This window comes from Antiquaquibacter oligotrophicus, assembly GCF_020535405.1.
Lineage (GTDB): Bacteria > Actinomycetota > Actinomycetes > Actinomycetales > Microbacteriaceae > Rhodoglobus > Rhodoglobus oligotrophicus.
The window spans coordinates 681441-705050 of record NZ_CP085036.1 but is presented as its reverse complement, the minus strand read 5'-3'; the positions used below and the strand labels follow the sequence as shown (position 1 = coordinate 705050).

Annotated in this window: 24 protein-coding genes; 18 read left to right on the top strand and 6 right to left on the bottom strand. The window is 65.0% G+C overall.

All coding sequences use genetic code 11. The annotated features are described in order from the left end of the window. Positions 1–138 precede the first annotated feature (138 nt). Positions 139–924, bottom strand: a complete 786-nt coding sequence (locus LH407_RS03510; protein WP_322132678.1) for a hypothetical protein — start codon at positions 922–924, stop codon at positions 139–141. Positions 925–1051: 127 nt separating this feature from the next. Between LH407_RS03510 and LH407_RS03505 the strand changes: the two genes are divergently transcribed. From LH407_RS03505 to LH407_RS03475, 7 genes are all read left to right on the top strand, one after another. Continuing rightward, complete coding sequence (locus LH407_RS03505) at positions 1052–1669, top strand: TetR/AcrR family transcriptional regulator (RefSeq protein WP_322132679.1); 618 nt, start codon at positions 1052–1054, stop codon at positions 1667–1669. 57 nt (positions 1670–1726) lie between these two features. Beyond that, the gene (locus LH407_RS03500; RefSeq protein WP_322132680.1) at positions 1727–2932 is read left to right on the top strand and encodes an MFS transporter; all 1206 of its coding nucleotides are present in this window, start codon (positions 1727–1729) and stop codon (positions 2930–2932) included. Further along, positions 2929–4155, top strand: coding sequence for an amino acid deaminase/aldolase (locus LH407_RS03495; protein ID WP_322132681.1), 1227 nt, complete (start codon positions 2929–2931; stop codon positions 4153–4155). Before LH407_RS03500 ends, LH407_RS03495 begins: the two co-directional genes overlap by 4 nt. Continuing rightward, positions 4152–5462 (top strand): D-arabinono-1,4-lactone oxidase, encoded by a 1311-nt coding sequence (locus tag LH407_RS03490; RefSeq protein WP_322132682.1) that lies wholly within the window; start codon positions 4152–4154, stop codon positions 5460–5462. The genes LH407_RS03495 and LH407_RS03490 overlap by 4 nt, the downstream gene beginning before the upstream one ends. Then, positions 5459–6853, top strand: a complete 1395-nt coding sequence (locus tag LH407_RS03485) for a glycoside hydrolase family 1 protein (RefSeq protein WP_322132683.1) — start codon at positions 5459–5461, stop codon at positions 6851–6853. The genes LH407_RS03490 and LH407_RS03485 overlap by 4 nt, the downstream gene beginning before the upstream one ends. Before the next feature lie 53 nt (positions 6854–6906). Next, on the top strand, positions 6907–7473 hold the full coding sequence (locus tag LH407_RS03480; protein ID WP_322132684.1) for a LemA family protein: 567 nt from the start codon (positions 6907–6909) through the stop codon (positions 7471–7473). A 94-nt stretch (positions 7474–7567) separates the two neighbouring features. Next, entirely contained in the window at positions 7568–8443 is an 876-nt protein-coding gene (locus LH407_RS03475; RefSeq protein ID WP_322132685.1) for a M48 family metallopeptidase, read from the top strand. On the opposite strand, the gene LH407_RS03470 is transcribed toward LH407_RS03475, so the two are convergent. Beyond that, positions 8440–9630 (bottom strand): winged helix-turn-helix domain-containing protein, encoded by a 1191-nt coding sequence (locus tag LH407_RS03470; protein WP_322132686.1) that lies wholly within the window; start codon positions 9628–9630, stop codon positions 8440–8442. The genes LH407_RS03475 and LH407_RS03470 overlap by 4 nt on opposite strands. 159 nt (positions 9631–9789) lie before the next feature. On the opposite strand from LH407_RS03470, the gene LH407_RS03465 reads away from it, so the two are divergent. From LH407_RS03465 to ilvA, 6 genes are read left to right on the top strand one after another with little or no spacing between them, the layout of a single operon-like run. Beyond that, a complete protein-coding gene (locus tag LH407_RS03465) occupies positions 9790–10917 on the top strand; it encodes an ABC transporter substrate-binding protein (protein ID WP_322132687.1) in 1128 nt (375 codons plus the stop codon). A 4-nt stretch (positions 10918–10921) separates the two neighbouring features. Further along, positions 10922–11818 (top strand): ABC transporter permease, encoded by an 897-nt coding sequence (locus LH407_RS03460; RefSeq protein WP_322132688.1) that lies wholly within the window; start codon positions 10922–10924, stop codon positions 11816–11818. Then, the gene (locus LH407_RS03455; RefSeq protein ID WP_322132689.1) at positions 11806–12633 is read left to right on the top strand and encodes an ABC transporter permease; all 828 of its coding nucleotides are present in this window, start codon (positions 11806–11808) and stop codon (positions 12631–12633) included. Before LH407_RS03460 ends, LH407_RS03455 begins: the two co-directional genes overlap by 13 nt. After that, positions 12630–13703, top strand: a complete 1074-nt coding sequence (locus LH407_RS03450; protein WP_322132690.1) for an ABC transporter ATP-binding protein — start codon at positions 12630–12632, stop codon at positions 13701–13703. Before LH407_RS03455 ends, LH407_RS03450 begins: the two co-directional genes overlap by 4 nt. A 41-nt stretch (positions 13704–13744) precedes the next feature. Further along, positions 13745–14887 carry an AI-2E family transporter gene (locus tag LH407_RS03445; RefSeq protein WP_322132691.1) on the top strand — a complete coding sequence of 381 codons (1143 nt, stop codon included), beginning with the start codon at positions 13745–13747 and terminating at the stop codon, positions 14885–14887. Continuing rightward, positions 14880–16118, top strand: coding sequence for a threonine ammonia-lyase (gene ilvA, locus LH407_RS03440; RefSeq protein ID WP_322132692.1), 1239 nt, complete (start codon positions 14880–14882; stop codon positions 16116–16118). Before LH407_RS03445 ends, ilvA begins: the two co-directional genes overlap by 8 nt. Here the strand turns inward: ilvA and LH407_RS03435 are convergent. Continuing rightward, a complete protein-coding gene (locus LH407_RS03435; protein WP_322132693.1) occupies positions 16115–17065 on the bottom strand; it encodes a helix-turn-helix domain-containing protein in 951 nt (316 codons plus the stop codon). The genes ilvA and LH407_RS03435 overlap by 4 nt on opposite strands. A gap of 184 nt (positions 17066–17249) precedes the next feature. Between LH407_RS03435 and LH407_RS03430 the strand changes: the two genes are divergently transcribed. Then, positions 17250–18080, top strand: coding sequence for an alpha/beta hydrolase (locus LH407_RS03430; protein ID WP_322132694.1), 831 nt, complete (start codon positions 17250–17252; stop codon positions 18078–18080). On the opposite strand, the gene greA is transcribed toward LH407_RS03430, so the two are convergent. Continuing rightward, positions 18081–18566 carry a transcription elongation factor GreA gene (gene greA, locus LH407_RS03425; protein WP_407650629.1) on the bottom strand — a complete coding sequence of 162 codons (486 nt, stop codon included), beginning with the start codon at positions 18564–18566 and terminating at the stop codon, positions 18081–18083. A gap of 65 nt (positions 18567–18631) precedes the next feature. After that, on the bottom strand, positions 18632–19033 hold the full coding sequence (locus LH407_RS03420) for a DUF4307 domain-containing protein (RefSeq protein ID WP_322132695.1): 402 nt from the start codon (positions 19031–19033) through the stop codon (positions 18632–18634). Positions 19034–19088: 55 nt separating this feature from the next. On the opposite strand from LH407_RS03420, the gene LH407_RS03415 reads away from it, so the two are divergent. Continuing rightward, positions 19089–19325 (top strand): hypothetical protein, encoded by a 237-nt coding sequence (locus tag LH407_RS03415; RefSeq protein ID WP_322132696.1) that lies wholly within the window; start codon positions 19089–19091, stop codon positions 19323–19325. On the opposite strand, the gene trhA is transcribed toward LH407_RS03415, so the two are convergent. After that, positions 19322–20038 (bottom strand): PAQR family membrane homeostasis protein TrhA, encoded by a 717-nt coding sequence (trhA, locus tag LH407_RS03410; protein ID WP_322134900.1) that lies wholly within the window; start codon positions 20036–20038, stop codon positions 19322–19324. The genes LH407_RS03415 and trhA overlap by 4 nt on opposite strands. A 69-nt stretch (positions 20039–20107) precedes the next feature. Between trhA and LH407_RS03405 the strand changes: the two genes are divergently transcribed. The 3 genes from LH407_RS03405 to LH407_RS03395 all read left to right on the top strand — a co-directional run bounded on the left by LH407_RS03405 (position 20108) and on the right by LH407_RS03395 (position 23588). Further along, the gene (locus tag LH407_RS03405) at positions 20108–20893 is read left to right on the top strand and encodes an isoprenyl transferase (RefSeq protein ID WP_322132697.1); all 786 of its coding nucleotides are present in this window, start codon (positions 20108–20110) and stop codon (positions 20891–20893) included. Continuing rightward, positions 20890–22014, top strand: coding sequence for an aminotransferase class V-fold PLP-dependent enzyme (locus LH407_RS03400; RefSeq protein ID WP_322132698.1), 1125 nt, complete (start codon positions 20890–20892; stop codon positions 22012–22014). The genes LH407_RS03405 and LH407_RS03400 overlap by 4 nt, the downstream gene beginning before the upstream one ends. A 221-nt stretch (positions 22015–22235) precedes the next feature. Next, entirely contained in the window at positions 22236–23588 is a 1353-nt protein-coding gene (locus tag LH407_RS03395) for a PhoH family protein (RefSeq protein ID WP_407650628.1), read from the top strand. Positions 23589–23610: the final 22 nt, after the last annotated feature.

Below are 23610 nucleotides of genomic sequence, written 5' to 3'. Positions count from 1 at the left end.
GCTCGCGTGTGGGAGGGCGTTACCTGTTTAGTCGTGCGCGTCATTCGCGCTTCGAACTGCGGGCAACGGCTATCTCGCTCCAATGGGATTCGCGTGTCTGCTAACGGTGAGTGTCGTCTGCAAATTCACGCGCCGCAATCATTTTCTCGGGAATGTCGGCCTTAAAACGAGACCCGATGCTGCCGCATTCACCAGGGCCGTCCTGAGCGCCTGGGACATGAGGATCATGTTCCCCGCGCTGCCCCCGCTTCCAAACCATTGGCGTGAGCGGACTAGATGGGCTGAGCAGTCCGCAACAGGGGCGGGGGAAGGGCCGCGCGCGACCGGTTCGTACTTCGTCGTGCCGCAGTCACGGCACGCGTGTCCCACGAGGAAGTTCGTGTCGACTTCAACAGCCTCGGTTATTTCAACCTGCACCACGGACTCCCGAACTCGTGCGCTCGTCCCAAGAACCTCGCGGGTGGTGATTCCGAATTTCCAGAAGACGTCCCTCGCGAGTTCGGGCGTAACGAAGAACTCGTCCGTAATCCAGTGGAGCTGGAAGAAGTTTCGCCGGCGCGACTTCGGGTCTCGATTCACGCGGAACGGCGCAACCTGCACGCGTCCGACCCCGCAGGATGCGCACGCATTCGACGAATCGTAGGTCGAGTGCTTGTAGCCAAAGCCACGTTCGGGCTGGGGATAGGCCCATCTTCCCGAAGCCAACGGTTGAACCCATTCAGCTTCGTCGATCTCTGCCCTGGTGAAGATGGTCTGCGAAAGAGAGCTGATAGTTGTGATCTGTGCGACGGCCGAAAGTCTCGGATCGTCCTCATCGATCCAAAATCCGAAAAAGCTCGTTGGAGAAACGCGGAAGCCAAGCGCGGCGAGCTGCGCGGAGACTGCTGGCGAGCCGTGCCCTATGACGCGTCGCTGAATCTTCATCTGCCCTACGTTCTGTCGGTCACACTCTCGTTGATGAGACAAAGTCTCCCGCATTCGCGCTCTCGGTCGGCCGTTGCATCCGGGGCGATTGTCTGGGACAGTTGACCCACTCAGCAGGGGAGGGACAGTGGTGCGCATTCCGGCCGACGAACGTCGCGACCTCCTTCTGCGTGCCGCACTGCGGGTCATCGCCGAGAAGGGTGTGTCCGGAGCGACGACGCGGGCCATCGTGGGCGAGGCGGGGATGTCGCTCGCGAGCTTCCACTACGCCTTTCGCTCCCACGACGAGATGATGGCCGAACTCGTCGCGCTCGTCGTCGAGGGGGAGTCGACAGCCGTGTTCTCGGCACTACAGCCGGATGCCGACATCCGGTCGTCGCTGAGAACGGGCCTGCACGCCTTCCTCGACTACGTCATCGCCGACCCTGGCCACGAGCGAGTGATGCAGGAGATCTTGCACTACGCCATGCGGACTCCCGAGCTCGAGCACCGTGCACGCGAGCAGTACGACAGCTACCGGCGTGCCGTCACCGAGTTGCTTGTGGCCGGCGCGGCGGCCGCCCGAGTCACGTGGACGATGCCCGTTGAGGACATCGCCAGGCTCGTCGTCACCGTCACCGACGGTGTGACCCTCGCCTGGCTCGCCGATCGAGACGAACCGGCAGCACGCCGCGTTCTTGATTTCGCTGCCGAGACCTTTACCGCTCTTGCCACTCCGATTCCCGTCCGCGAAAGGGCCGAGTGATCCATGAATGTGACCGACAGCACCCCTCGCGCACCATTCGCTGAACCTACCCGGGCGGTGACCGGCGGGTGGATTGCGTTGTTCGCCACTGCGTGGTTGGGCATCTGGATGGCCCAACTCACTCCCGTCCAACTGTTGCTTCCGTTGCAGGTCGAAGCTCAATTGCACTCCGATTACTGGGTCGACAACGTTGTGGCGTTCGGCATCATCTCGGGCATCGCAGGCCTGTGCGCACTCGTCGCCTACCCCCTCACCGGTGCGCTGTCCGATCGCACAACGAGTCGCTTCGGCAGACGCCGCCCCTGGATTGCGGCGGGTGCACTCATTTTTGCCGTGAGCTTATTGCTGCTCGGGCTGCAAGAGTCGATCGTGGGGGTCGGTATTTTCTGGGCGTTGGCCCTCACCGGTTTCTGCGTGCTCACGGCCGCCCTGACCGCCGTCATCTCCGACCAGGTTCCGGTCGGCCAACGCGGGTTCGTCTCGGGCTGGATCTCCGCGCCACAGGCGGTCGGCACCATCCTGGGGCTCGTGCTCGTCACCGAACTCTTCGTCGGCCAGTTCTTGGGCTACGCGGCGATGGCGGCCCTGCTCGTGCTCCTCGTTCTGCCCTTCCTCCTCCGGGTCCCGGATGCCCGCCTCAGCGCCGCGGAAAAGCTCACGGTGCGCAGTCTCATGGCGGGGTTCTGGATCAGCCCACGGGATTACCCGGACTTCGGTTGGACGCTCCTCAGTCGCATCCTCGTCAACTTCGGCAACGCGTTCGGCACCGCCCTGCTCCTTCAGTTCCTTCTCTACGGTCTGCGCGTCGACGACGCCGAGGGAACCCTCATCGTGCTCACTCTCGTGTACATGGTGTTCGTCATCGTCGCCTCGCTCGTATTCGGCAAGCTCTCCGATCGTGTTGGACGACGCAAGCCGTTCGTTTTTGTCGCGGCGACCCTGCAGGGCATCGCGGCGCTCATGCTCGCCTTTGTGCCCGACGTCACGGTGGCAATGATCGCGGCGGGTCTCCTCGGGCTCGGCTACGGAACGTTCCTGTCCGTCGATCAGGCACTCGCCACCCAGGTGCTGCCCGACCCGCACACCCGCGGTAAAGATCTCGGCATCATGAACATCGCCACCGCGGTGCCCCAGGCGCTCGCCCCGCTGCTCGGCGCTCTTGTCGTTGCCCTTCTCGTGGGGTTCCAGGGCCTCTTCATCCTGTCCGCCGTCGCTGCGCTTCTGGGCGCCGCGGCCGTGTTGCCTATCCGGAGTGTCCGATGAAACTCGTCAGACCCACAGACCAGCCGTGGCTGACCCCCGCGGCGTATTGGGGCGCGATGACCGAGGCGACGGCATCCCTCGACACCCCGATCGGTGCGCTGAATCTCACGGCACTCGCCCACAACGCCCACACCATGCTCGACCGCGCCGCTGGCACGACCATCCGTGTCGCGAGCAAGTCACTGCGAGTGCGCTCGGTCGTCGAGTCGGTGCTGGCTCTTCCCGGTTTCGCCGGTGTTCTCGCCTACACCCTCCCCGAGGCGCTCTGGCTCGCGGAGACGGTGGACGACGTTGTTGTGGGGTATCCGAGTGTCGATGCGGCGGGCATCCGCGCGCTCGCCCGTTCGGCCGCCCTTTCCCGTCGCGTCACGCTGATGGTCGATTCCGTCGACCAGTTGGACGCGATCGACGCGATCCTGCCGCCCGGCACCCGCGAGAGCGTGCGAGTGTGTCTCGAACTCGACGCCTCCTGGCAGTCCAAGCTCATCGGGTTCACCGGGGTCTATCGTTCCCCCGTCCATTCGGTCGACCAGGCGGTGGCGCTGGCACGGCACATCGTGGATCGCCGCGGTTTCGATCTTGTGGGCATCATGGCGTACGAGGCGCAGATCGCGGGGGTCACCAATCGACCGCCCGGTCGCCCCGTTCGGGCGCGCCTCGTGGACTGGATGCAGCGCAGTTCTTTCGCGGAACTCTCCGAGCGACGCTCGGCGGTTGTCAGCGCCGTGCGCGAGATCGCACCCCTCGAGTTTGTGAATGGCGGTGGCACGGGATCGCTGGAGCGGACGGCGAGCGATTCGTCCGTCACCGAGATCGCCGCGGGAAGTGGCCTCTTCGGTCCGCACCTGTTCGACGGGTACAGCCACTTCTCGCCCGCCCCGGCCGCCGCCTTCGCGCTCTCCGTTGTGCGTAAACCCCGACCCGAGTTGGCGACTCTGCTCGGTGGCGGGTGGATCGCGTCGGGACCACCGGCGCCGGACCGGATGCCGCAGCTGGTCTGGCCACAGGGTGTGTCGTTTGTGCCGCGCGAGGGCGCCGGCGAAGTGCAGTCGCCGCTCCGGGGACCCGCAGCTCGCGGGCTGGGCGTCGGCGACCGCGTGTGGCTGCGACACACCAAAGCGGGGGAGCTGAGCGAGCATCTGAACGAGTTCGCGCTCGTCGACGGTTCCACTGTCGTTGACACTGTTCCGACGTATCGAGGCGAAGGGAATGCTTTTCTGTGACCATCCAGGCGGGCAGTCGTTGGCAGAACTGGGGTCGTTCGGTCGAGGCGACACCACAATTCGTGGGGCGGGCGAACACTGTCGGCGATGTCGTCGATACCCTCACCTTCGCCCGCGAGCGCGGCACAACGGTGCGCGCGATCGGGGCAGGCCACAGCTTCACCCCCATCGCCGCGACTGAGGGTGTGCTGCTCGATGTCTCGGGACTTCGCGGTCTGCTCGGGGTCGACGGTCGCCTCGTCACGCTCGGTGCCGGCACGCACCTGCATGAGCTACCCGAGCTTCTCGCGCCCCACGGACTCGCACTCGAAAACATGGGCGACATCAACGTTCAGACGATTGCGGGGGCGCTGTCGACCGGCACCCACGGCACCGGTGCTCGCTTCGGGGGGCTCGCGACACAGGTTCGCGGCGCGACGATCGTCACGGCGTCGGGTGAGTTGCTCCACATCGATCGTGACCATCACGCCGATCTGCTCCCGGCAATCGCCCTCGGCCTTGGTGCGCTGGGTGTGCTTGTCGCGGTTCAATTGGAATGTGTTCCCGAGTTCGTGTTGAGCGCGGTCGAGCGACCAGAGCCCGCAGAGACTGTTCTCGCCGAGTGGGAGCAACGGATCGCCGAGCACGACCACTTCGAGTTCTATTCCTGGCCGCATGCCGACCTGGTCAGCACCAAAACCAACACCCGACTTCCCGCAGACGCACAGCGTGAACCACTCGGGCCGATGCGCGAGTGGTTCGACAATCGGTTTATGTCCAACACCGTGTTCAGGCTGTCCCTCGAGATGCTGCGCGCGATGCCGGCGATGATTCCGCCCATGAACAGACTGTCGGTGAGGCTCGAGGCCGACCGTGCCTTCTCCGACTACTCGTGGAACGTGTTCTCCACGGTGCGTACAACTCGGTTCCGCGAGATGGAGTACGCCATTCCCGTCGCCGAGGTTCCTGCCGCGCTGCGTGAGGTGCACGACCTCATCGAGCGCAAAAACTGGAAAATCTCGTTCCCGATCGAGGTTCGCGCATCTGCCGCCGATGATCTGTGGCTTTCGACCGCCGCGGGTCGACCCACCGGGTACATCGCCGTGCACCGGTACTGGAAGGACGACGAGCGGGAGTACTTCCGCGAGGTGGAGGCCATCATGCGCGCACACGACGGCAGACCGCACTGGGGAAAAATGAACTCGCGCACCGCTGACGACCTGCGCCCGTCGTATCCACGGTTCGACGACTTCCTCGCCGCGCGCGATCGGCTCGACCCGGATCGGCTCTTCCAGAACCCCTATCTGGCCAGAGTGCTCGGCGCATGATCGATCCGGAGGCGATTGCGGCGCGACTGCCACCCGGGTTCTTGATCGGTGTGGCAACCGCGGCGACCCAAATCGAGGGTGCCATTCACGAGGGCGGACGCGGGGAATCGACGTGGGACGTGTTCGCCCGCCAACCGGGTCGCATCGCCGACGGTTCGACCACGGAGATCACGACAGACCACGTCCACCGTTTCCGTGAGGATGTCGCACTCCTGCGCGATCTCGGTGTTGATGCCTACCGCTTCTCGCTCGGGTGGCCCCGCATCCTCCCCGACGGTCGAGGGCCGGCACGAGCCGAGGGCATCGCCTTCTACGATCGCCTGCTCGACGCCCTCCTCGAGGCCGGAATCAGCCCGGTTGTCACCCTCTTCCACTGGGATGTCCCGGAGCCGCTCCAGCGCGCCGGCGGGTGGATGAATCGTGACACCGCTTATCGTCTCGCCGACTTTGCGACGGTAGCCGCGGAGGCATTCGGGGATCGCGTCGACAAGTGGATCACACTCAACGAGCCGACCACGGTCAGTCTCAACGGGTACGCCCTCGGGATCCACGCTCCGGGCGAATCGCTTCTCTTCGATTCACTCACGAGTGTCCACCACCAGTTGCTCGGGCACGGTCTCTCGGTCACGGCACTCAGGGCGGCGGGGGTGCGGGGTGAGATCGGTGTCACGAACGTGCACTCTCCGGTGTCGAGCGCTCGGCGCGGATTCCTGGGCGACCAGTACACGCGTGTGTTCGATCTCGTGCACAACCGCATCTATGCCGACCCGATCCTGCTGGGCCGGTATCCGCGATTCCCGCTCCTCGCGCGCAAGGAGTTCCGCGCGTTGCGGGAGACAGACCCGGCAGACCTCGCCATCATCCACCAGCCCCTCGACTTCTACGGGGTCAACTACTACATGCCGACGCGTATCGCTGTCGGACCTCCGGAGGACTCGAGCACCCCGGATGGCGAGGCGGAGGCCATGCGCGACCTGCCCTTCCATCTCGCGCCGTGGCCCGAGTATCCAACGACCGGATTCGGTTGGCCTATCGCGCCGCACTTCCTCGCCGACACTCTCCGAGACCACACGAGGCGTTACGGGTCGGCCCTTCCGCCCGTCTACATCACCGAGGGGGGAGCGAGCTTTCCGGATGCTCCGGGGCCCGACGGTCGCGTCGATGACACCGAGCGCATCAGCTACCTCGCTGGCCACCTCAACGCCGCGCTGTCCGTGCCGGAGGTCGACCTTCGGGGTTACTTCGTGTGGACCCTCATGGACAACTGGGAGTGGGCGGCGGGGTTCACCCAGCGATTCGGCCTCGTTCACGTCGACTTCGACTCACTCGTGCGAACCCCCAAAGCCTCCTTTGAGTGGCTACAACGCGTGCAATCGTCACGAATGCGCTGATCATCCCCTTCTTTCCGAGTAATCACCCGGTCTTCTGCCGTACCATGTGAGCCATGGAAATCCTCATCGTCGTCGGCGTCATCGTTCTGCTCGTTGTCATCATCGGCATTTACCTGTGGACGACATACAACTCTCTCGTCACGCTCAACGTTCGCGTTGACGAGGCGTGGAGCGACATCACGGTTCAGCTCAAGCGCCGTGCTGACCTCCTGCCCAACCTCATCGAGTCGGTCAAGGGTTACGCCGCGCACGAGAAGGGCGTTTTCGAGAACGTCACCAAGGCGCGTGCCGAGACGCTCTCGGCCCAGGGCCCGGCCGACGCGGCAGTCGCTGAAAACCACATGCAGCAGGCGCTCAAGTCGATCTTTGCGGTCGCGGAGGCCTACCCGCAGCTCCAGGCGAGCCAGAACTTCCTGCAGCTCCAGGCGGAGATCGTCGACACCGAGGACAAGATTCAGGCAAGCCGCCGCTTCTACAACGGTGGTGTTCGCGAGCTCAACACGAAGATCAAGCAGTTCCCCAACACTCTCTTTGTGCGCGGTCTCGGTTTCACGGAGCGCGAGTTCTTCGAGGTCACCGACTCGGCCGCCATCGCCGAGCCCCCGCGCGTTCAGTTTTGAACTGAAGGTCGAGGCTTCCGAAGGAAGGTTCGACCGAAAGTTCAAGGTTGAGTAGCGGCGAAGCCGCGTATCGAAACCCGGCACGGAGAATCCCATGTATCGCGCCATAGCGAAAAACAAACGCAACACCGTCTTCATCATCCTGCTGTTCATCCTCATCATCGGGGGCCTTGCTGCCCTCGCGGCGTGGATCTACCGGGACGTGACGATCGTCATCATCACGCTCGTGATTGCGATCGGCTACGCACTCATCCAGTACTTCGCGGCGAGCAGCCAGGCGTTGGCCCTGAGTGGCGCGCACCAGATTCAGAAGGCGGACAACCCGCGGCTGTATCGCATCGTCGAGAACCTCTCGATCACGACGGGCACGCCGATGCCGAAGGTCTACATCATCAATGACCCGGCCCCGAACGCTTTTGCGACGGGACGCGACCCGGAGCACGCCTCGGTCGCCGCCACCACCGGTCTGCTCGACATCATGACGGACTCCGAACTCGAGGGTGTCATGGCCCACGAGATCGGTCACGTGCGCAACTACGACATTCGTGTCTCGATGATCGTTTTTGGTCTGGTGGTCGCCGTCGGCATGATCGCCGACGTTCTTTTGCGTGTCGCTTTCTTCGGTGGTCGCAACTCGAACAACAACAACCCGATTGTGCTCGTGTTCGGGCTTGTGGCGTTCCTCGTTGCACCCCTCGTGGCCGCGGTTGTGCAGGCAGCGGTGTCCCGCCAGCGTGAGTATCTGGCGGATGCGACGGGTGCGCTCACCACGCGGCATCCTGATGCCCTTGCGAGTGCTCTGCAGAAGCTCTCCGACTACGGCAGGCCGATGATCAAGCAGAACTCGACGATGGCCCACATGTGGATCTCCGATCCGACGAAGCCGGGTCTCATGGATCGTCTGTTCGCCACCCACCCTCCGATCCCGGAGCGCATCAAGCGCCTCGGCGAGATCGGGCGCGGGTTCTAGCGCGAGCGATACGGGTAGTGCTCGGCGAGAGCCGCGATGAGATCGCCGCGCTCCGCGAACTCCACGGCCTCGAGCTCCTGCCAAGCGGCGATACGATCCAGCAGCCCGGACACTCGATCGAGGTCGACGGATGCCCCGTCCTCCCGCCACGCGGACTGCACGCGGAGCACTCGCCGCTGCCGGTCGCTCTTGAGGTCGATGCGCCCGACGAGCGCTTCGTCCTGAAGTAACGGCAACGTGTAGTACCCGAAGGTGCGCTGCGGGGCGGGGGTGTAGACCTCGATGCGGTAGTGGAAGCCGAACATCCGCTCGGTGCGGCGACGATCCCACACGACGGGATCAAAGGGGGAGAGCAGCGCGTCGGCTCGTATGGCGCGCGGGATTCGGGCGTTCGCGTGAAGGTAGGCGGGTACTGTCCAGCCCCGAACCGTGACGGGCAGGAGGGTGCCGGCGTCCACGAGTTCCGTGATGGACGGCTTCACGTCGGCAGCCTTCAGGCGAAAGTAGTCCGCGATGTCGCTCGTGGTGGCAACTCCGAGGGCACGGGCGCTTCGTTCGACGAGCACACGGTGTGCGTCTTGCCGCGACGGCCGGGCGTCGAGTAGGTGCGGGATCGCGGCCGAGGCGAGCGCGTACGTGCGCTCGAATCGGGTGCGACCGGCGCTCACCGCCTCGCCCCAGCGAAACAGGTACTCGAGCCCGCGTTTGACGTCCGACCAGCCCCACCACGGGCCCACTCGCGTGTTCGCGTCGTGCTCGATCGCGCTCGCCGCGATCGGCCCGCGGGTGGCGAGTTCGGTGCGTAGCCAGTCGAGCATGGCGCCGTTGGAGCGCACCCACTCGTCGCGGTCGTAGTCGCGAGCGCGGAGGGCATCCATCTTCCACCGCCACAGGGGCAGGTCGTCTTTGGGAATGATGGCCGCCTCGTGGGCCCAGTACTCGACGTAGTCGCTGCGTTTACCGAAGGTGAGGCGATCGAGCGCGGCCTTGTCGTACGCGCCCAGGCGAGCGAACGGCGGGAGGTAGTGGCTGCGTTCGAAGACGTTGATCGAATCGAGCTGCAGCAGCCCCAGTCGTTTGATCGTCGAGTTCAGCTGACGTGTCCCCACGTCGCCTGGCGGTCGCCCGAAGCCCTGTGCCGCTAGGGCCACACGCCGTGCCGCGGCCGCGCTCAGTGATTCCACCACGTCTCGACGCTATCGCCGACGGATGACACGATCCGTTTGCTCTCCGTTAAGGCACGCTCGACCAACCATTAGCCAACGCTCCTTAGCCTCGCCCGTGGACCTTCGGCTCCATCCGTTCGACCACAGCCCGAACGACCGAAGGCCCGAGGAGAGGAACCCTTGACCATCACGCGCATTCTTACGGGCACCGCGCTTGTCGCTGTGTCCGCAATCACGCTCGCGGCGTGCGCCCCCGCGGGCGACACCCCCGCCGGCGATGTGGACGCGACATCCGCGACATCCGTCGCCGACTTCGGTACCTTTGCCGACCTCGAGGCCGCTGCCAAGGCCGAGGGCGCACTCAACGTCATCGCGCTGCCGCGCGACTGGGCTAACTACGGCGAGATCCTCGACCTGTTCGCCGAGCGCTACCCGGAAATCACCATCACCGAGGCTTCGCCCGACGCATCGAGCGCCGAGGAGATCCAGGCCGCAGACAACCTTGCGGGGCAGGACACGGCCCCCGACGTGTTCGATGTCGGTCTCGCCGTGGCCCTCAGCAGCACTGACTACTTTGCGCCCTACAAGGTGCAGACCTGGGACGACATCCCCGACGCCCTCAAGGAGTCGACCGGCCTCTTCGTCGGCGACTACGGCGGGTACATGTCGGTCGGGTACGACCCCGACGCGGTTCCGGCCCCCGAGTCGCTCCAGGACCTGCTCGGCGCCGACTACCTCGGCAAGGTCGCCATCAACGGTGACCCGACGCAGGCCGGTGCCGCATTCGCCGCGGTCGGCATGGCCACGGTGCAGAACGACGGAACCCTCGACGACTTCACCGCGGGTATCGACTTCTTCTCCGAGCTGAACAAGGCGGGCAACTTCCTCAAGATCGACCCGACCGACGCCACAATCGCCTCGGGCGAAACACCCGTCGTCTTCGACTGGGACTACCTCAACACCGGTTACGCCGCGAGCCTCGAGGGCCAGCGCAACTGGGAGGTCGTCGTGTTCCCCGGTACCGCCTACGCCGGTTACTACAACCAGGCCATCAACAAGGACGCACCCCACCCCGCCGCGGCTCGTCTGTGGCAGGAGTTCCTCTACAGCGACGAGGTGCAGAACCTGTGGCTGAAGGGCGGAGCGCGCCCCGTGCGCGCCGACGCGATGGCTGAGGCTGGAACGATCGATGAGGAGCTCTTCGCAGCGCTTCCGGTCGTCGAGGGCGAGACCGTTGTGCCGACCGCCGAGCAGAGCGAGGCAGCTGGCACCCTTCTCGGCGAGAAGTGGGCAGCCGCTGTCCAGTAGCACTGTGCCGGCTAGCACCGTCACCGGTGGTGCCCCGCGGCGTTCGCGTCGCGGGGCATCCCGCCTGTCCATCCTCGGTCTTGCGCCCTTCGCGGCGTATGTCGTGCTGTTCCTCGGGCTGCCGACCGTGCTCGCGCTCAGCACCGGACTGTTCGACGGGGACGGCGCCTTCACCACAACGAACCTCGAAGCGCTCGTAGACCCGGTCATCGTCCGCACCTTCTGGAACTCGATCTGGCTTTCCGCGCTCACCGCCGTCATCGGAGCGGTCGTGGGTGCCGCGGCCTGCTACGCGCTGCTCGACGCCAAGCCGGACGGCCCCCTTCGCACCGTGGTCGATTCGATCTCCGGAGTGCTCGCGCAGTTCGGCGGTGTCATGCTCGCCTTCGCGTTCGTGACCCTCATCGGCACGCAGGGTCTGCTCCGTGTCATCCTGCAGAACAACTTCGGCATCGACATCTTTGCCAGCGGCGTGTGGCTTTACGAAGTCCCCGGGCTTGTGTTGCCCTACATCTACTTCCAGGTGCCGCTCATGATCATTGTTTTCCTGCCAGCGCTGGAAGCCCTCAAACCGCAGTGGGCCGAGGCATCCGCCACCCTCGGTGGAACACGCGCCACGTACTGGTGGCGCATCGGGATGCCCGTGCTCGCGCCGAGCTTCATCGGCTCTTTGCTCCTCCTCTTCGCCAACTCGTTCTCGTCGTACGCGACCGCGGCGGCCCTCACGAGTCAGGGCCAGGGCATCGTTCCCCTGCAGATCCGCGCCGCCCTCACGAGCGAAACGGTGCTCGGGCGGGAGAACCTCGCAGGGGCCCTCGCGCTGGGGATGATCGTGGTCATGGTCGTGGTGATGGCCATCTACTCCGTCTTCGAGAGAAGGGCTTCACGATGGCAGCGGTGAACCGCAGGCTGCAGCGCGCCCACCACCCCGGGCCGACCGCGGCGACGCGCACGGTCATCCTCGTTGTTGTCGCGCTCTTCTTCGCACTGCCGCTCGTGAGCATGGTGGAGTTCACTCTTCGCGGCGGACTCGAGGGGGGCTACACGATCGACCGCTGGGTCACCGTCTTCACGGGGCAGCTCGGCCCTGAGTTCAACCAGCTCTGGATCGCGATCGGCAACTCGCTTGTGCTCGCGGTGGTGACGGTCGTCATCATGCTCGTGCTGCTCGTACCGACGATGATCCTCATCAAGCTGTCTTTCCCGCGGTTGCGCCCCGTCATGGAGTTCATCTGCCTGCTGCCGATCACGATCCCCGCGATTGTGCTCGTCGTGGGCCTCGCCCCCGTGTATCGCGTCGTCTCGTCGATCTTTGGCAGCGGCGTGTGGACACTCGCCTTCGCGTACGGCATTCTCGTGCTTCCGTACGCGTACCGGGCAATCCAGGCCGGGCTCGACTCGATCGACGTGAAGACCCTCAGCGAGGCCGCTCGTTCGCTCGGAGCGGGGTGGGCGACGGTGCTGTTCCGGGTGATCGTGCCGAACCTGCGCCGCGGACTTCTCGCCGCATCGTTCATCTCGGTCGCGGTTGTGCTCGGTGAATTCACGATCGCCTCGCTCCTCAACCGCATCAATCTGCAGACCGCGCTTCTCGTGGTGAACAAAGCCGATCCTTACATCGCGGTGATCTTCGCCCTTCTTGCGCTCGTTTTTGCCTTCCTGCTCCTCGTCATCATCGGCCGGCTCGGGTCGGCTCGTCGTAAGGACAACTCATGACCAACACCATTCCCGTGGCGACCGCGATCGACCTCGAGCCCGTATCCGGCGCCCGCGTAGAGCTTGCGAACGTGGTCAAGCACTACGGTCCGCACCGGGCGCTCAACTCGATCAACCTCGCGATCGAGCCCGGTGAGTTCATCGCACTGCTCGGCCCGTCGGGCTGCGGCAAGACGACCGCCCTCCGGGCCCTGTCGGGGCTCGAGGGCATCGATGGCGGTGAGATCCTGATCGACGGTGAGGATGTCGCATCCGTTCCCACCAACCGCCGCGACATGGGCATGGTGTTCCAGTCGTACTCGCTCTTCCCGCACATGACGGTGCTCGAGAACGTGCAATTCGGGCTCCGGATGCGCCGGGTCCCCGCCGCGGAGCGCAAGGGTCGCGCGGTCGAAGCCCTGGACATGGTTGGTCTCGCCCAGTTCGGCTCGCGCTACGCCCACCAACTCTCGGGAGGGCAGCAGCAGCGTGTGGCGCTCGCGCGCGCCCTCGTCACGCGCCCGCATGTGTTGCTCCTGGACGAACCCCTCAGCGCGCTCGACGCGAAGGTCCGCGTGCAGCTGCGGGACGAGATCCGTCGCATCCAGACGGAGCTCGGCATCACCACGGTCTTCGTCACCCACGATCAGGAGGAGGCGCTTGCCGTCGCCGATCGTGTCGCGGTCATGCGCGAGGGGGTCATCGAGCAGGTGGGTACCCCGGAAGAGTTGTACGCCGCGCCGGCGACGCCGTTTGTCGCGGATTTTGTGGGACTCTCGAATCGTGTCGCCGGTATCGCCACGGATGGCACCGTCTCCGTACAGGGTGTGGAGTTGGACATGCTGGGCGCGCCCATCCAAAACGGCGAGGTCACGGCTTTCATCCGGCCGGAGAACATCCGATTCGCCGACGACGGAATCCCCGCGACCGTGGTGTCCTCGAGCTTCCTCGGATCGTTGCGACGTACGCGTGTGCGTCTGGGCGACGACACCCTGCTGTCCGTGCAGCACGCCGTTGACGTGCATCCGCAGATCGGCGACACCGTGCATCTGCAGCTTCGACCTGCTCCCGTGAGCGCGGTACCGCGCTGAGCCTGTGCGACGGCGCGGGGGAGCGTGCCTAGACTGATCGGATGATCTTCGCAAAGCGGAGGACCGCGGAGCCGACGAACGAGTCACAGCTCGTTCCGCCCGGTCTTGCCATAGCGGGGGCATACGGATGGCGCATCCTCGTGGTGCTCGGACTGGTCGCCGTACTCGTGTTCCTCGTGATCGAGTTCCGCTACATCGTCGTTCCCTTCTTCGTCGCGATCCTCCTGAGCGCCCTGCTCGTCCCGCTCGTGAACTTCCTCCGTCGGCACCGGTGGCCCAAGGCTCTTGCGGTTGCGGTCGCGATGCTGGGCACCCTCGGAGTCGTCACAGGACTCGTCATCCTGGTTGTCGCTCAGGTGCGGTCGGGGTACCCCGACCTGCAAGAGAAGACGCTGCTCGCCTACGCCGATTTCACCCAGTGGCTGAGCCAGCCGCCGCTGGACATCAGCCAGGACGACATCAACGTCTGGGTGGGCGGTGTGTGGGAAACCATTCAGCGCGACAACGGTGCGATCGTCAACGGTCTGCTCTCGGTCGGATCGACCGCAGGCCACGTCATCGCTGGCGTGCTCCTCGCACTCTTCGCGACCCTGTTCATCCTCATCGACGGACGCCGCATCTGGACCTGGATCGTGCGGCTGTTCCCGCAGCGCGCTCGCCCGGCCGTGACGGGGGCGGGGGAGGCCGGCTGGATCACCCTCACCACGTTCGTCAAGGTGCAGATATTCGTGGCGTTCGTCGACGCCGTCGGCATCGGCCTGGGTGCCTGGATACTGGGGTTGTTCTACGGCGGTTTCCCGCTCGTCATCCCCATTGCCGTCGCAGTCTTCCTCGGTGCGTTTGTGCCCGTCGTCGGTGCGTTGCTCACGGGTGCGCTCGCGGTGTTTGTCGCGCTCGTTTACCTCGGCCCGCTACCGGCCGTGCTTATGCTCGGCATCGTGCTCCTCGTCCAGCAGATCGAGGGCCATGTGTTGCAGCCGCTCGTCCTCGGCACGGCGGTCAAGGTGCATCCGCTTGCCGTTGTGTTCGCCGTGGCCGCCGGCGGGTTCACCGCCGGCATCGCCGGCGCGCTCTTTGCTGTCCCCATCGTCGCCACCGCCAATGTCATGGTGAAATACATCGCGGGCGGTACGTGGCGTACCGTTCCCCATCCCACCGCGAAGGACATCCTGCCCCATGCCTGACACGACGCTCGTCGGCCCTCGTCTCGCAGATTTTGAGGCCGCCCGTGCCCGAATCTCCGCCGTGGTGAACACCACACCGATGGAGAGTTCGCGGTTCCTCGGCGATGTGTTGGGTGCTCCCGTGTACCTCAAGTGCGAGAACCTGCAGCGCACGGGGTCCTACAAGATCCGGGGAGCGTACAACCGCCTCTTCCTCCTCAGCGACGAGGAGAAGGCGCGTGGCGTTGTTGCCGCTTCCGCGGGCAACCACGCCCAGGGGGTCGCTCTCGCCGCGCGTGAATTGGGCATCAAAGCCACCATCTTTATGCCCCTCGGAGTCCCCTTGCCGAAGCTTCAGGCCACGCGAGATTACGGAGCGGATGTTGTGCTCCGAGGTCACACGGTGGACGAACCGTTGCGGGCCGCCGCGGAGTTCGCAGCGGAGACCGGTGCGGTCTTTATCCATCCCTTCGACCACACGGATGTTGTGACCGGCCAGGGAACGATGGGTCTCGACATCCTCGATCAACGGCCAGACGTGGAGACGGTTGTTGTGCCCATCGGCGGCGGTGGGCTGATCTCGGGAGTCGCGAGCGCCATAAAGCAGCGCGCCGCCCTCGACGGTCGTACCGTTCGTGTCATCGGGGTTCAGGCGGCCAACGCCGCGGCGTACCCGCCGTCGCTTGCCCAGGGCAGCCCGACGGAGATCACGATCCTGCCGACCATCGCCGACGGGATCGCCGTCTCGCGCCCCGGTCTGCTCAACTTCGAGATCATTAGTGACGTCGTCGATGAGGTCGTGACCGTCTCGGAGGACGAGACCGCGCAGGCGCTTCTCGTCCTCATCGAGAGAGCGAAGCTCGTGGTAGAGCCCGCTGGCGCGGTGGGTGTTGCCGCGATCCTCGCGGGGCGTATCCAGGCCACGGGTACCACGGTCGCGATCCTGTCCGGCGGCAATATCGACCCGCTCGTGATGGAACGTGTCATCAGCCACGGGCTCGCTGCTTCGGAGCGCTACCTCAAACTCCGTATCCCGCTCCCTGATCGTCCCGGCCAGTTGGCGCGGGTGTCTGCCATCGTCGCCGAGTGCAACGCCAACGTCGTTGAGGTTCTGCACACCCGGCACAACGGCGGACTCCAGATCAGTCAGGTCGAGCTCGAACTGCACATCGAGACCCGCGGCCCTGAGCACGCCGACCAGGTGCTCGCTGCGCTCCGAGCCGAGGACTTCGAGCCGCGGGTCGACTTCTAAGCTCGTGGCGGGGGCTGAGATCTCCACTCACGGGGAGTCAATCCGAAACGAGCCTTGAAGCGGCTCGCGAAATGACTGGCGTTTCTGAAGCCCCAGGCTCTCCCGATTTCGGCGACCGACGTGCGCGGATCGCACACTCGTAGTTCCTCGCTCGCCCCTTGCAGGCGTTGGTTCATGATCGACTGCTCGAGGCTGGCGCCCCGGCGCTCGAACTCGCGGTAGAGCTCGCGCACGGAAACCGCGTTCGCCGCAGCGATACGAGCGGGAACCAGATCGGGGTCCCGTAGGTGGTGTCGTATGTAGGCGTCGATCCGCGCTCCGACGGAAGAATGCATCGTCTCCGCCGCGTGTCGCGTGTCGCCCGCGGCCGAAACGATGAGCGCACGCATGAGTTCGACTGAGGCAGCACCGACATCGGCACCAACACCGCTCCGTACGATCTCCCCGGCCCCCGTCATCACGTGTTCGATGTGGTCACGCACGAGCCCGTAGAGAGGACTCGACGGCAGTCGAACCATCGCCGAGCGGATCGTCTCCATGGGCAGGTCGAGCTCATCGAATTCGACATGGAACGCATACGACGCACCGTCGCCTTCCCACCCGTAGACATACGGTGCAGAGAGGTCGACGAGCATCATGTCGCGGCGATCGTATGCCTCGTCCTCCCGCTCCCACTGCAAACGATTCCTCGACCGCACGGGCAGCGCCAGGGCGATGGGGCAGTCGTTCATGCCACGCGCCATTCGGGGTGTGCGTCGGAGAGTTGTTCCGGATGCATCGATAGTCAAGACCTTTGCCGGCCCGAGGTCGAAGGCTTCGATTTTTGCCCACAGTCGACCGGGCGACTCAAAACGGGCTGCACTCGTTGTGCAGTTCGCGCTCACAGCGCCCTGGTAGGCATCGCCTCGGTCGTGCGCGGGCAGTGTCTGCGTGTCGAGAACGAGCATAGAGACTCCATTCGAGCGGAGCAGTGGTGCCGGACATCGACAGCATCGCAATCAACGTGAACGAGTGTCAAACTGCGATTCGGCACGCAGACAACATTTCCCGGCAAACAAGCGACAGGCGAGAACAAAAAGTCCTGGGACAGTGAGCGCACACCTGCTCTGATCTCACGACGGAAGGACGCCCATGTCGTCAAAGCCACCCATCCTGCTCATCCATGGACTCTGGATGACCCCCTCGAGCTGGGACACGTGGGCCACGCGGTTCCGCGAGGCCGGGCATCCGGTGGTCGTGCCGGGCTGGCCGGGTATCGGGGACCGGACCCCGCCGGACATCCGCCGCGATCCGTCCGGCCTCGCCAATCGCGGAATTGCGGAGATCCTCGACTCGTTCGAGGCCGTGATTCGAGGCCTCGACGAATTGCCGATCATCATGGGCCATTCGTTCGGTGGGATCTTCACTCAAGTGCTCCTCGATCGAGGATTGGCTCGAGCTGCGGTCGCCGTCGAGCCGGGTAACACGGCCGGTGTTCGCGCCCTGCCCTTGTCAACGCTGCGGACCGGTGCTCCCGTGCTCTCGAACCCGTTCCGTCGACGGGGCACCACGCCAATAAGCCGCGGTCATTTCCACTTCACATTTGGCAATGATCTGACGCGATCGGAGTCCGACCGAGAGTGGGAAGCCAGCGCCATCCCCTCGTACAACCGGGTGTTCTTCGAGGGGGTGCTCTCGATCCTGAACGAGAAGTCGGGCGTGACACGGGTGGACTACATGAAGCCCGATCGGGCACCCCTCCTGCTGATCTCCGGCGGGATCGATCACGTCGCTCCGCCTGCCATCCAGAAGGCGGCGCTCAAGCGCTATGCGGCAGGACCATCAATTGTCGAGCGGAAAGAGTTCGCCGGGCGAAGCCATCGAATTGTTTCTCAGAACGGCTGGGAAGAAGTCGCGGACTTCGCACTCGTGTGGGCGAGCGAAATGGGCGATCGCCACGCGGCGGTCATGACGCGATCCTGATCAGGGTACGAAGGGCTCGACCTTCAGGATCTTCACCGGAATCGAACGGCCGTTGGGTGCCGTGTACGACGTCTCGTCGCCAGCGCCGAGACCGATGATGGCCGTGCCCAGCGGGCTGCCCTCGCTGTAGACGTCGAGGTCGCTGTCGCCCACGATCTCGCGGCTGCCGAGAAGGAACGTCGACTCGTCACCGAGGATGGTTGCCGTCACGAGTGTTCCCGGTGCGACAACACCGGTCGACTCCGGAGCCTCACCCACTACAGCGGTCCGGAGCAGTTCGGTGAGCACGCGGATCCGCGCCTCGATCTTGCCCTGCTCCTCGCGGGCGGCGTGGTAACCACCGTTCTCCTTGAGATCACCCTCTTCTCGCGCAGCCTCGATCTTCTTGGCGATCTCGATGCGGCCCTCGCCGGAGAGCTGGTCGAGTTCTGCGCTCAGTCGGTCGTACGCTTCCTGGGTCAGCCACGTGACGGTGCTGTCGGTCACGATCTCTCCTTACAAGAACGAAACCGGCCACGAACGGGGCCGGTTCTGGGGTGTAGCCCTCAACCTTAGGTGAGCCAGCAACGGTAGATCAACCCGGTGACGGCACGCTCCGTCGTCAAGACACTCTCGGTGAAGACGCGGGTGTTCTGATCCGACGGCGGCAGGTCGACCACGCGCCATCCCACGATTCCGAACGTCGAGTCGAGGGCCTGAATGGCGCAGGATGCCGGGGTTCCCGGTTCGGCGGTGAACTGCCACCGCACGCTGACCCTCGAGTCGCTCTCGATCGTGTGACCCGTGTCTTTCGCCTCGAACTGTGCGGGCGCCTCGAGTAGTCCGCCCCACCACAACCACAGCCCGAAGACGATCGCGACCGCCACCGCAGCGATGATCCCGATGGTGCGGGTTCGACGTGCGGTTCCCGGCGTGCGGCCGTAGCGAGAGGAGAGGGTGTCGGGCGAGGTCACAGGTGGCTTTCGTTAGGCTTATCCAAGGCTAACCCGGACGGAGTCAGGCAACACGATGATCACCCTGTGGACGATCGATCCCACTCCGACACCTCTCCCGGCATTCGACGGGGACCCCAATATCGTCACCCCCGGAGTCATCGGCTTCGGCGCGACGTTCCTGATCGCGATCGTCACCGTGTTTCTTGTCATGGACATGGTGCGCCGTGTTCGTCGCATCCGCTACCGCGACGAGGTTCGCGCGGAGCTCGAGGCCGAGCAGGCTGCAGAGAGCAAGAACCGCGACGCCTAGGCCAGCATCGGTGGGTTGATCGCCACGAGGAAGATGCCAACCCAGTGGCACAGGAACGCCAACAGGGTGCACAGGTGGAAGAGCTCGTGGAATCCGAAGTGTCCCGGCCATGGGTTGGGACGCTTGAGGCCGTAGAAGACCGCGCCGACGGTGTAGAGCAGGCCGCCGATGATGATGAGGGTCATCGTGACCGGTGCTGACTGGAAGAAGTCGACGATGAACATGACGGCCGCCCACCCCAGGAGCACGTAGAGGGGAACGTAAAGCCAGCGAGGCGCACCGATCCAGAACACGCGGAAGCCGATTCCGAGGAGGGCGCCACCCCAAACCAGCGACAGCAGGATGATCGCCTTGTCCGTCGGGAGGCAGAGCACCGAGATCGGGGTGTACGAACCGGCGATCAACAGGAAGATGTTCGCATGGTCGATGCGCTTGAAGATCGCCTTGACGCGGGGGCTCCAGTTGATGCGGTGATACAGCGCAGAAGTGCCGAACAGGAGGAGTGAGCTCGCGAAGAACACCGCAGAGCTCGCTTTCGCGGCGACCCCGTCGGCGAGAACCACGAGCACAACACCCAGTGCTATGGCGACCGGGAAGGTCGCCGCGTGGATCCATCCTCGCCACGTCGGTTTGAGGTCTATTTTCTCGTGGTCGATCGCTTCGTCGAGGAGGGGCAGGTTCGGCAGATCGGCTGCTGGTTCTGTATCTCTCACGGGCACCGCGCCAGTGTAGAGCGTCGCCCTGCCCGCAAGCTGGGCACGCGAGTGGACTAGCGTAGGCGTGTGAGTGAGCGCCGAGTGACTTTCGGGCGCGGGCTTCTGTACGGGCTGTACCAGAATCGGATCCGTCGGCAGCTGTCCGCGGTCGAACTTCCACACCACGTAGCGATGATCATCGACGGCAACCGCCGGTGGGCCAAGCTGCGCGAACTGGAAACCGCCGCCCACGGTCATCGCGCCGGCGCCGCGAAGTACCGGGCGTTCCTCGAATGGTGCGATGATCTCGGAATTGGCGTCGCGACGCTCTACCTTCTCTCGACGGACAACCTCACGGGTCGCACCGGTGAGGAACTCGAGGGACTCTTCGAGATCATTGGTGACCTTGCCGACGAACTCTCGCACGTGCGCGACTGGCGTATCCAGCACGTGGGCTCGAGCGAAGGCCTACCGGAGGGCCTCCGCCAGCGTCTCGCCGATGCGCAGGCCCGCACGGCCTCCAACACCGGGCTCCATGTGAATCTCGCCATCGGCTACGGCGGGCGACGCGAAATCGCCGACGCTATGCGCAGTATCGTGCAGAAGCACGAAAGCTCGGGTGGAACCCTGGACGCTCTTGCAGAGCTCCTCACCCCCGAACTGATCAGCGAGCACCTCTACACGGGCGGCCAGCCCGATCCGGATCTCATCATCCGAACCTCGGGGGAGCAGCGCATCAGCGACTTCATGCTGTGGCAGAGCGCGCACAGCGAGCTGTACTTCGTTGAGGCGCTCGGCCCTGATCTGCGCGAGGTCGACTTCCTCCGCGCGATGCGGGCCTACGGAACACGACACAGGAGGTTCGGCCAGTGACAACGGAGTCGCTTGCAGAATTCAGCGAACAGTTCAGCGATGAGCCGGGATACCTCGACATGGCGGCTGTGGGTCCGCTCGGGCGGCCCGCACGTGACGACGAGTCGGCCCAGTCGAGCCTCCTCGGCCGAGCCCGATTCGGAACAATTCCCTCCCTTCTGGAGCAGGATGCTCGGGCGCGCGAGGCCGTGGCCTCGCTCACCGGATTCGGGAGCGACTCCGTCGTGTTCCAACCGAGCACAACACAAGCCATGACCCAGGCGATCTTCGGGGTTGAGGGCGAACTGCTCCTCTCGACGAATGAGTACCCCGGCATCACCGTTGCCGCGGAGCGGGCAGGCGGGGTGCTAGGCCGCGAGGTGCGCTGGTTCACGCCCGAAAGCGGTCACGTTACCCCGGAGGCGCTCCGGGACGAGCTCACTCCCGACACGGCGGCGGTTGTCGTCAGCCTCGTTGATTTCCGTACCGGTTACCGCATCGATCTGGATGCCGTGCGCGAGGTCATCGGAGATCGACTCCTCCTCGTTGATGCGGTTCAGGGGCTCGGCGCCGTGGACGCACCGTGGCAGGTCGCCGACGTCATCGCCGCCGGCGGACAGAAATGGCTACGTGCCGGATTCGGCACCGGATTCCTGGCGCTGAGCGACAGGGCACTCGAACGACTGGAGCCCGTGCTCAGCGGCTTCGCCGGCATCGACACGGACAACGTAGACCCCATCGTTGCCCCGCCGCCCGCGCGGGTGGCGCGATCGTTCCAGTTGACGAGACCGGACCCCGTCGCCGAGGCTCGGCTCTCGGCATCCATCGAGGAGTTGGTCGCCATCGGTGTCTCGTCGGTCGCCTCGGCGATCGCCGAGAACGTGACACGCATTATCGACCTCGCCGACGAATTCGCCCTCCCCGTGGTTTCGCCGCGCGATGAGTCCGAGCGCGCGGGCATCGTGGTGCTGGAACCGGAGGACGGCGCCCTCACCTATCTCGCTGCGTCGCTCCACAATCACGGCATCACGGCAACAACACGCAATGGGCGTGTGCGCCTCTCGCCGCCCGCGACTGCGGACGAGGAGACGTTCGCAATGCTGCGGGCGGCCCTCATCTCCTTCGGCACCGTCGCGCCCTGACCTACGCGGACGACGCGAGGGTGAACCATCGCGTTAACCTGACTGTCATATCCGGAGGGCGTGTCGTCCCACCGCTGTAACCAAAGCCGCCTAGCGTCAAGACATCAGGTATGGCGCCTGATCGAGACGGCCACCTAAGTTCGTCTCGGGATCTGTGCTAAACCCACAGCGGCCGTCTTGCGGATACGGATCTGGAGTAGATCTCCGGGGATGGAGCGCACGTGGCCGAGCTAGCCCAGCCAAAGCAGAAGAACACCACAGCACAGGCGGGGGGCTCGGATACGATCGAGCGCACCTATGTGCTCGACACGTCGGTGCTCCTGTCAGACCCGAAGGCGGTCTTCCGTTTCGCCGAGCATCACGTGGTGCTTCCCGTGGTGGTGATCACCGAACTCGAGGCCAAGCGCAACGATCCGGAGATCGGATACTTCGCACGTCAGGCACTGCGTAACCTCGATGAGCTGCGAATCCAGCACGAGCGCCTCGACTTCCCGATCGCCGTCGGCGATGGCGGCACTCTTCGAGTGGAGCTGAACCACTCCAGCATGGCGTCGCTGCCGTCTGGGCTCCAGGTCGCCGACAACGACTCTCGCATCCTTGCCGTGGCGATGAACCTCGCCTCCGAGGGACTGTCGGTCACGGTCGTATCGAAGGATCTGCCATTGCGTGTCAAGGCGGCATCCATCGGCCTCTCCGCCGAGGAGTACCGCGCAGAACTCGCTGTCGACTCCGGGTGGACCGGTCAGGTCGAAATCGATCTCGGTTCCGATCAGATGGCAAAGCTGTACGACGACGAGCAACTCTCCACGCGCGCCGTCGAAGACCTTCCCATCAACACCGGCCTCATCGTGCATTCGGACCGCGGGTCCGCTCTCGGCCGGGTGACCGGGCGCGGCCAGTTCAAGCTCGTGCGGGGCGACCGGGACATTTTTGGTCTCCACGGCCGCTCCGCCGAACAACGCCTCGCGATCGACCTGCTCCTGGACCCCGAGGTGGGCATCGTCTCCCTCGGCGGCCGTGCCGGCACGGGTAAGTCGGCGCTCGCGCTGTGCGCCGGGCTCGAAGCCGTGCTGGAAAAACAGCAGCATCGCAAGATCATGGTGTTCCGCCCGCTCTACGCGGTAGGAGGCCAGGAGCTCGGTTACCTGCCCGGCGACGCGGCGGAGAAGATGAACCCGTGGGCGCAGGCAACCTTCGACACCCTCGGTTCGGTCGTCTCCCAGAACGTGCTCGACGAGGTCATCGACCGCGGGATGCTCGAGGTGCTGCCCCTGACCCACATCCGTGGCCGCTCCCTCCACGACGCGTTCGTGATCGTCGATGAGGCGCAGTCGCTCGAGCGCAACGTACTCCTCACGGTGCTCAGCAGAATCGGCCAGAACTCGCGGGTCGTTCTCACGCACGACGTCGCCCAGCGCGACAACCTCCGCGTCGGTCGTCACGATGGTGTCGCCTCCGTCATCGAGACCCTGAAGGGACACTCCCTCTTCGGTCACATCACGCTCACCCGATCGGAGCGCTCGGCAATCGCAGCGCTCGTCACGGAGATGCTCGAGAGCAACGAACTGGCGTGATCGTCGGCCCGAACGGGGTCGC